We start from the raw sequence: 7,893 nt of genomic DNA on the forward strand, positions 1-7,893 counted from the left end.
CCGTCGGCATGCCCGCCTCTTGCTCCTTGATCATCCCGATAATCTGCGCCTCGGTAAAACGGCTCTTTCGCATTCGTCTGCTCCTTCAAGGTTGGGCAGACTCTACATCATGATGAGGGATTTCGCGGGGGGCAGGTCAAGCTCAATATATCACGGTAGCTTTCTGTTTCAGCTAACTGCCGAGATCATTCCGGAAAATGAGGCACAATGAATGAGGCGGTCTTAGCCACATAGGCGCGCGCAACATGTTCCGCTTGCGCTCCATCCCCGGAAAGCACTGCTTCGGTTATCTTGCGATAGCCCTCTATGCGTTCTACGGAGGGAACGGAGAGCCGATTTCGGATCAGGTGCACCTGCAGACGCGGCAGGATACGGTGAATTTCCTCATTGCCACTGATTGTGACGAGCTGCCGGAAATACCGGTTCCGGCGACGGAGAAACTCGAAGCGACCTTCTTCGTCGCGATACTCTTCGATCGAACGGAAAAGCTCTTCGATGCTCTCGCGGGCTCCGGGTGCCTCGATCTTCTGGGCGGCCTGTCGGGCTGCAAGGCCCAGCACGACTTCGGTTATGGAAAAGAGATTTGCGGCTTCTTCCCGGCTCAGCTTGCGTATCTGGGCACCGCGGAAGGCGGCAAGAACGACAATGCCGTCGGAACTCAGTTCCTTGAGAGCTTCCCGTACGGTGCTGCGGCCGACGTTGTAATGGGACATAAGATCCGGTTCGACCAGGCGCTGACCGGCCACATAGCGGCCTTCGTAAAGTCCACGAACCACATCTCGGACAATATAGCTCGACGTACTCGAGCCTTTGTCTGTCTTTTCGATGCCTCCAGGCATCCGGATACCTCTCAAAGGGAATGGACAATATTCATAAAGCTTTGAACTCACTCACAGGCTCTTGGCAAGCCTCCAGGCGACTTCGGAAATAGGGCCGGCCTGAGCGCCGACATCTTTGGCACGTTCGTCCGCAGCGGTTCCTTCGACTGCACGCTTTGCGATACCCTGTAGAATGGAGGCAATTCGGAACATGCTGAGGACAAGATAGAATTCCCAGTTGTTCGGGGCCTTTAGCCCGGCACGCTGGAGATACTTTTGCGCATATTCTGTTTCATCAGGAATACCGGTTGCCGCGAAATCTGTTCCGGCCAAACCTCGGAACAAGTCAGGTGCAAAGCGCCACGTCATGAGATGATAGGCGAAATCCGCAATCGGATTTCCGATGGTCGATAACTCCCAGTCCAATACGGCAATGACACGCGGTTCTGACGGATGGATGAGAACATTGTCGAGCCGGTAATCGCCGTGCACAATACGAGCTGGATGTTCGTTTGGCAAATGCTCTGGCAGCCATTCAATCAGCCGCTCCATGTTGTCATTTTGGCCGATGCGGGCTGCTTCGTACTGGCGGGTCCAGCGAGATATCTGTCGTTTGAGGTAGTCTTCCTTGCGACCGAAATCTTCTAGACCGATCTCATCAGGATCTAGACGATGAATGCGGGCAATTGTTTCGTTCATGCTATCGAAGACACCCGCCCGTTCGGACTTGGTCAGTTCAGGCAGGCGCGGATCCCAGAAAATACGTCCGGGGACGAAGTCCATGATATAGAACATACTGCCGATCACAGATTCATCGGTGCACAGCACATGGATCTTTGGCACTGGAATTCCCGCTGTTTTCATTGCGGTTAAAACCTTGAATTCGCGGTCAACCGCGTGAGCGCTGCTCAGCACTGGGCCCGCAGGTTTGCGGCGGAGGACATATTCTCCACTTTCCGAGGAAGCACGGAATGTCGGGTTCGATTGCCCGCCTTCGAACTTAGAGAGGGCCGGAGTGCCGGAAAACCCTTCGACGTTCGCTTGCAACCAGTTCGAGAGCGCATTTACGTCGGGCCACTGTGCCTTGTCTGCCGTCTGAGTTTGAGACACGGTTATTCTACCTGTTCCTGTTGGCGGTGCCGCCTGTTCAGGCCATTTCGCCAGTGTAAAGGTCGGAATATGCCATGCGCAGTTCGACCTTCCGCAATTTGCCCGTCGCGGTTTTAGGCACCTCGTCCACGAAAACTATCTTCTTGGGCAATTGAAAGCCACCAAGATGCTTTCCCAGTTCATCCATGATTGGCTGCGGATCCTGCGGCGCACCGGGTTTTGTAACGACAAACGCCGTGACCGCCTCGCCCCATCTCTCGTGGGGGATACCAACGGCAATTGCCTCAAGCACCCCGGAGCAGTTCAGAAGGTGTGATTCAACCTGCATGGAGGAGACATTCTCGCCGCCACTCTTGATCATGTCCTTTGTACGGTCGAGGAATTCGAATTCGCCCCACTCGTTGATACGGCCGACGTCGCCGGTATGGTGCCAACCGAAACGCCGCGCCACATCCGTCGCATCCTGGTTCTTGTAGTAGCCGAACATGACGTTCGGGCCCCGATGCACGAGTTCACCGATTTCGCCCGGTGGTAGCAGCTCTCCATCCTGTCCCATGATAGCCAGATCACATATTAAAGTTGGCTCGCCCCAGACATTGCCAAAGCGTTTCAACTGCATCTCGGGCCGCGACATGGTTGTGATAGGGTACATCTCTGTTTGGCCCGACGTCAGCATGAATGTCGGGCAGATCCGGTCGATCATGCGCCGCATCAGAGACTCGTACATTGGCGCCATAGTATGAAGCCCAAAGCGCAGCGATTTCAGTGAGCGCGTTTCCATATCGGGATGATCCAGCATCGCTGCATACATCATCGGTAAACCGACAACGACGCTCAGTTCTTCCTCTTCGATTGCTGCAAGTAAGGCTGCGGGTTCGAACCCTCGAAGCAAAACGCATTTCGCACCGACGAGCATGAACGACAAAAGCAACACGTGCGCGCCGCAGTGAAACAGAGGAAGCTGGAGCGGAATGCCGTCTTCGCGCGTAAGTCTCCATTCGACCGCATCAGCCATGATCGACATGTAGATGGACAAATGCGAATGCATCGCGCCTTTCGGTTTCGAGGTCGTGCCGCTCGTGTATATGATTGCGGCAATGTCGTCGCGGTCGATCTCGACCTGCGGCTCGCTCTCGGGAAGGTCCGCGCAGAACGAAAAACCCTGCTCGGCGACCGTTATGGGGAACCCCAATTTCTTTGCAACAGCGCCAAGGTTCGGATGGTCGGCGAAAACCGGTTCGATAACCACGTGACCTACTTCGGCATGGGTGAGCGTAAATTCTACGTCTTCATCATCCAGCATCAGATTGATAGGGACCCAGACCAGCCCGGCACGATGGATCGCGAAAAGCGTCACGACCAACTCGATGGAGTTGCCGAACATCATGGCACAGCGGTCCCCGGGCTTGCAGCCGGCATTTATCAGGTAGTGTGCCATCCTGTTGGCTGCAGCATCCAGCTCGCCATAGGATATCCTGCGCTTGCCATCGACAAGAGCGATATTCCCGGGCATACGCCGCGCAGTACGGCGCAGAATGTCGCCGATCGCGATGCGGGAAATACAGGAGGGGGGCGGCGTGACGCCTCCATCGATATTGTGGCCTGCCATATGCTCCTCCCCCTGTTGAACTCCGACATTGCGCTCAGCCTAACAGGCAGGGCGGGCAAAACTTGTGGCAATAAGCTAGGCGTTCCCGTCGCCCGCGATCCCCATGTATTTCGTCAGAATGCGCAGCATGACCTCATCCGCGCCGCCTCCGATGGAGGTCAATCGCGCATCGCGGTAAATGCGGGAGATTTCACTTTCCTCGCTATAACCCATACCGCCCCAGAATTGCAGGCAGCCGTCAGCCACTTCGCGGGCCAGTCGCCCCGCATTTAGTTTGGGCATCGTCGCAAGCTTGGTAGCGTCTTCGCCATTCACGATCATCTCGACGGCGCGCCAGTTGAGCGCGTTTAGTGCCTCAACCTCGGACTGCATTTCTGCCAGTTTGAAATTGACCCACTGGTTTTCAATAATTGGTTTGCCGAATGCACGGCGTTCGCGCGTATATGCAATTGTGCAATCGATTGCGCGTTGCAACATAGCTGCATTGTTCAGTGCACCCCAGAGCCGTTCGATCTGGAACTGCTCCATCTGGTAGATGAAACCCATGTTTTCTTCGCCGATCCTGTTGGACTGTGGCACGCGCACATCGTCAAAATAGAGTTGCGCTGTGTCCGAGGCCCGCATCCCGATCTTTTCGATTTTTCTGGCGACTTCGATACCCGGCGTATTCATCGGCACCACGATCAGCGATTTGTTTCTATGGACCGGCCCATCGCCCGTGTTAGCCAGCAGGCAGCAGAAATCGGCCTGAGTGCCGTTCGTGATCCACATCTTGGTGCCGTTGATGACGTAATCGCCGCCATCTTTCCGAGCTACTGTTTTGACCGAGGCTACGTCCGATCCGCTGCCCGGTTCAGAAACTCCGATGCACCCGACCATCTCGCCGGCAATCGCTGGCCGTAGATATGCCTCGCGCAGTTCATCGCTGCCGTGTTTTTCAAGAGCCGGTGTGCACATGTCGGTCTGTACACCTATGCTCATGGCCACGCCGCCAGATTTGATGGCCCCCAATGCCTCAGCCAGCACAGCGGCATAGGAAAAATCGAGTCCCAACCCGCCGAATTGCTCGGACTTTGAGACGCCGAGCATGCCAAGTTGTCCAAGTGTCCCCATAACCTCGCGCGCGGGATAGATGCCAGCGGCTTCCCACTCATCCACATAGGGGTTCACTTTGTCTTCGATCCAACTCTGGACCGAGCGTCGCACGGCCTCGTGCTCATGGGTCAACTGCAAGAATAAACCTCCATCGTGGTGACGCAATTACGCATGTTCGTTTCTAATGCCTGTGCCTTCGCTTCGATCGTCGACGTACAAGTCCATCATCGGCTTCGTACATGCCGGGTCGTTCAGGTATTGGTCGAAATTAGTTTCGCCCCGCTCTCGGAGTATCTCTTCGTCCAGAAACGTCCGGCCCGTCATTTCTGCGGGGACCGAAACCAAGATGGCATGTGCCGCTTCCGCCATGATCGCCGGAGTGCGCGAACGGGCGATGTATTCCGCTCCGACTTCGAATTCGACGGCCGCCGTGGCAATGGTCGTGCGCGGCCAAAGCGTGTTTACCCCGATCTGACGATCGCGAAACTCTTCAGCCATGCCAAGCGACAACAAAGTCATCGCGTATTTCGTCGTCGTATACGGAATGTACGATCCCAGCCACTTTGGATCGAGGTTGATCGGGGGCGAGAGGCTTAGCACATGGGCATGATCGGATTTGGCGAGATAGGGCAGGGCTGCCTTGGTGACCGCCAGAACGGCCCTCGTGTTAATTTGGAAAACGAGATCGAAGCGTTTCATCTCGATCTTTTCCACGGGGTCGAGCCGGATGGCGCCAGCATTGTTCACCACGACATCTATTCCGCCGAACTGCTTTGCGGCGCGCTCCATCGCTGTTGCGATCATAGCGTCATCGCGTACATCAAGCTGGACCGGCAGGGCCTGTCCGCCCGCCACCTCAACTTCCTCAGCTACGGAATGAATGGTCCCGGGCAATTTCGGATGTGGTTCTGCGGACTTGGCGGCAATGACAATATTGGCTCCGTCACGCGCGGCGCGCAGGGCGATCTCCCGACCGATGCCTCGGCTCGCACCGGTGATGAAAACAGTTCGGCCTCGCAGCTTTTCCGACATATTCAGGCGCCCCCGGCTTTCGGGCCTCCGTCGCACCAACCTGGTAAAGCAGGCATTCTGCAGCGGCAGACTCCATCGTTACCGCCGATTTCTATTCGGCGGCGGAGGGGGTACACTTGCGTTGAGATGCTGGAAGAAAATTACGTTACGGCAATGGCCTGCGTACCGTTACCGCGATCGACCCAAGTGTAACCACCGCGCGCAACAAGGTAGTTCGTGTGTGCCAGAACTTCGGTAAAGGCAAAGCTCATTTCATGCGGACTTAGTTCTCGCGGAAACATGATGGGCACAAGTTCCGCTGCGGATTTCGGTTCGTTGAAAACGGCCTCTCGAATGATATCGCAGCGCTCTTCATGGTGTGCAATCAGATCGGCGCAGCGGTCGTGCAGTCCGTAGAACGGCAATCTGTGTCCTGACAAAACCAAAACATCGTCTCGTATTTCTCGCTGGATCCGGGCGAGCGACTCGATGAAATTTCCGAGCGGATCGCCCGCGGGTTCAAAGGCCATAACGGAAACGTTCGGGCTGATTTTCTCAATGACTTGATCGGCGGCAAGCAGCAATCCATCCTCCGGCAGGTACAGCATAACCTGTTCGGGACAGTGGCCGTCCCCGGTCAAAACCTTGAACCTCCGCGTGCCCAGTTCCAGAACGTCGCCATCCTGAATCCGGCGGTAAGTAAACGGCGGCTTTGAAAGCATCCGCATATATTCCTGCCCCTGCGTGCTTACCAGCGCCGCAACTTCGGGTGTCATGCCGTGGCTCGCGTAGAACCGGCTATATGCGGTCGCAGCCAGAAGCTCTGGAGAGTTGTAGAAGTTCATGGCGGAAAGAAATGCGGTGCGGCTGGCGATCAGGGGAATTTCCAGAGTCGAGCAAAGCCAGCCTGCCAGACCGATATGATCAGGATGGTGATGCGTCACCAGAAGGCCGCTGAACCTGAAGTCTTTCAAAGGTCCATCGAACAAGGCACGCCACTGTGCTCGGCCGACTTTGTTGTCGATACCGGTATCAACTATGACCCAGCCGGTATCATCTTCGATAAAATAGACGTTCACATGATCCAGCCGGAAAGGTAGCGACAACCGCGCCCAGAGGAGACCTGGGCGAACAGTGACGACTTCACCCGGAGCCGGTGCGGTATCATAGGGGAAATCCAGCATGTCATTGTCCTTTTGTCAGCTATGCGAAAACCTCGGCGCGTATTTGTTGGCGACGGCCGCAGTACTGTCGAACGCATCCGAGGAACCGGTGCAAGCCATTATTTACGTTTGCGGGAACTGCATCTGCTCAGCCGAATTGAGCACCGCGGCGGTCGCTGATTTCGTGGTGGAGGAAAAGCTGAAAGAAACCTATCTAGCTTAAAGCTCTTGATTTTTGGTTCCCGGACAAGAGGCAAAAAGCTGCAACAGCAATGATTGCGGTCGCCCCAAATAGCGCGCTCCACGTGGGGAAACCCTCGGTATCTCCGAGTGCGGTAAGTAATGGGAACACCGCAAGCAAAGGCAATATTGGTGCAGTAAACGCTATGGGTGATGCCCCAGTCGCAAGATCCAGAAAATAGAGCGAAACAAAGCCGGTGACACCGATGCCGATAATCGCGAAGGCATCGTGCAAGCCGGGTGTTACCCAAACAAAAGGCATTACAGGCGCAAGCACTACGAATGGAACCATCGCGGTATAAAAGAGATTGGTCGCAATTTGTTCGCTTTGCAGGGACCGTGTCATCGCCACATAGGCCGCAAACGAAGCTGCCATGATAATCGATCCTGTAACGGGCAGAATTTCCAGAGACGGAAAGCTCCCGATGACTGCGATAGCCGCCATCGAACTGATGCAGGCTAGGATAACGATCATCGGACGGGGCGGTTCGTGATTAATCAACCACCCAAAAACCAGCATTAGCGGCGGAGCGACCCAGAAGCCCGCCCATGCCTGCCCGCCAGATGCGCCGGCTAACATAGCCGCAACAAAGCCCAGCGGCATCGTCAACATTAATACCGAACGGGAAAGCTGATAGGCGGGTCGTCCTGTGCGCCAGAAAGTCTGTCTGTGAAACACCAACATCACAACAATGATATGAACGAGATAACGGCACCAGACGATTTGCAACAGGTTGATTGGCTGTCGAATTCGATGGCCAAAGACATTTTCGACGACAAACCAACCAACAGCAAACAGAAACATGAAAGTTATCGCTGACCGGTTGCTTTCGCTATGAGAGCGCAT

General features: G+C 55.5%; 8 protein-coding genes. 1 reads left to right on the forward strand and 7 read right to left on the reverse strand.

Features of this window, described 5'->3' with window-relative positions:
- Nucleotides 1–185: 185 nt before the first annotated feature.
- From ACU0FH_RS08170 to ACU0FH_RS08195, 6 genes are all read right to left on the reverse strand, one after another.
- Nucleotides 186–839: a GntR family transcriptional regulator gene (locus ACU0FH_RS08170; protein ID WP_446194171.1), complete on the reverse strand. Its 654-nt coding sequence runs from the start codon at nt 837–839 to the stop codon at nt 186–188.
- A gap of 51 nt (nt 840–890) precedes the next feature.
- Nucleotides 891–1,928: a phosphotransferase gene (locus ACU0FH_RS08175; protein WP_446194172.1), complete on the reverse strand. Its 1,038-nt coding sequence runs from the start codon at nt 1,926–1,928 to the stop codon at nt 891–893.
- 37 nt (nt 1,929–1,965) lie between these two features.
- On the reverse strand, nt 1,966–3,537 hold the full coding sequence (locus tag ACU0FH_RS08180) for a class I adenylate-forming enzyme family protein (RefSeq protein WP_446194173.1): 1,572 nt from the start codon (nt 3,535–3,537) through the stop codon (nt 1,966–1,968).
- 75 nt (nt 3,538–3,612) lie between these two features.
- Nucleotides 3,613–4,770 carry an acyl-CoA dehydrogenase family protein gene (locus ACU0FH_RS08185; RefSeq protein ID WP_446194174.1) on the reverse strand — a complete coding sequence of 386 codons (1,158 nt, stop codon included), beginning with the start codon at nt 4,768–4,770 and terminating at the stop codon, nt 3,613–3,615.
- Between the two features lie 27 nt (nt 4,771–4,797).
- Nucleotides 4,798–5,664, reverse strand: coding sequence for an SDR family oxidoreductase (locus ACU0FH_RS08190; protein ID WP_446194175.1), 867 nt, complete (start codon nt 5,662–5,664; stop codon nt 4,798–4,800).
- Nucleotides 5,665–5,804: 140 nt separating this feature from the next.
- Entirely contained in the window at nt 5,805–6,827 is a 1,023-nt protein-coding gene (locus tag ACU0FH_RS08195; RefSeq protein ID WP_446194176.1) for an MBL fold metallo-hydrolase, read from the reverse strand.
- On the opposite strand from ACU0FH_RS08195, the gene ACU0FH_RS08200 reads away from it, so the two are divergent.
- Nucleotides 6,826–7,029, forward strand: coding sequence for a hypothetical protein (locus ACU0FH_RS08200; protein WP_446194177.1), 204 nt, complete (start codon nt 6,826–6,828; stop codon nt 7,027–7,029). The two genes, ACU0FH_RS08195 and ACU0FH_RS08200, sit on opposite strands and share 2 nt — an antisense overlap.
- Here the strand turns inward: ACU0FH_RS08200 and ACU0FH_RS08205 are convergent.
- On the reverse strand, nt 7,021–7,851 hold the full coding sequence (locus ACU0FH_RS08205; protein WP_446194178.1) for a hypothetical protein: 831 nt from the start codon (nt 7,849–7,851) through the stop codon (nt 7,021–7,023). The genes ACU0FH_RS08200 and ACU0FH_RS08205 overlap by 9 nt on opposite strands.
- Between the last annotated feature and the right edge of the window lie 42 nt (nt 7,852–7,893).

The organism is Heliomarina sp. (assembly GCF_052826185.1).

What these genes read in the sequence shown, in the direction of transcription:
- ACU0FH_RS08170 (WP_446194171.1), bottom strand. Translation starts at nt 839, where the DNA reads ATGCCTGGAGGCATCGAAAAGACAGACAAAGGCTCGAGTACGTCGAGC.
- ACU0FH_RS08180 (WP_446194173.1), bottom strand. Translation starts at nt 3,537, where the DNA reads ATGGCAGGCCACAATATCGATGGAGGCGTCACGCCGCCCCCCTCCTGT.
- ACU0FH_RS08190 (WP_446194175.1), bottom strand. Translation starts at nt 5,664, where the DNA reads ATGTCGGAAAAGCTGCGAGGCCGAACTGTTTTCATCACCGGTGCGAGC.
- ACU0FH_RS08200 (WP_446194177.1), top strand. Translation starts at nt 6,826, where the DNA reads ATGTCATTGTCCTTTTGTCAGCTATGCGAAAACCTCGGCGCGTATTTG.
- ACU0FH_RS08195 (WP_446194176.1), bottom strand. Translation starts at nt 6,827, where the DNA reads ATGCTGGATTTCCCCTATGATACCGCACCGGCTCCGGGTGAAGTCGTC.
- ACU0FH_RS08205 (WP_446194178.1), bottom strand. Translation starts at nt 7,851, where the DNA reads ATGTTTCTGTTTGCTGTTGGTTGGTTTGTCGTCGAAAATGTCTTTGGC.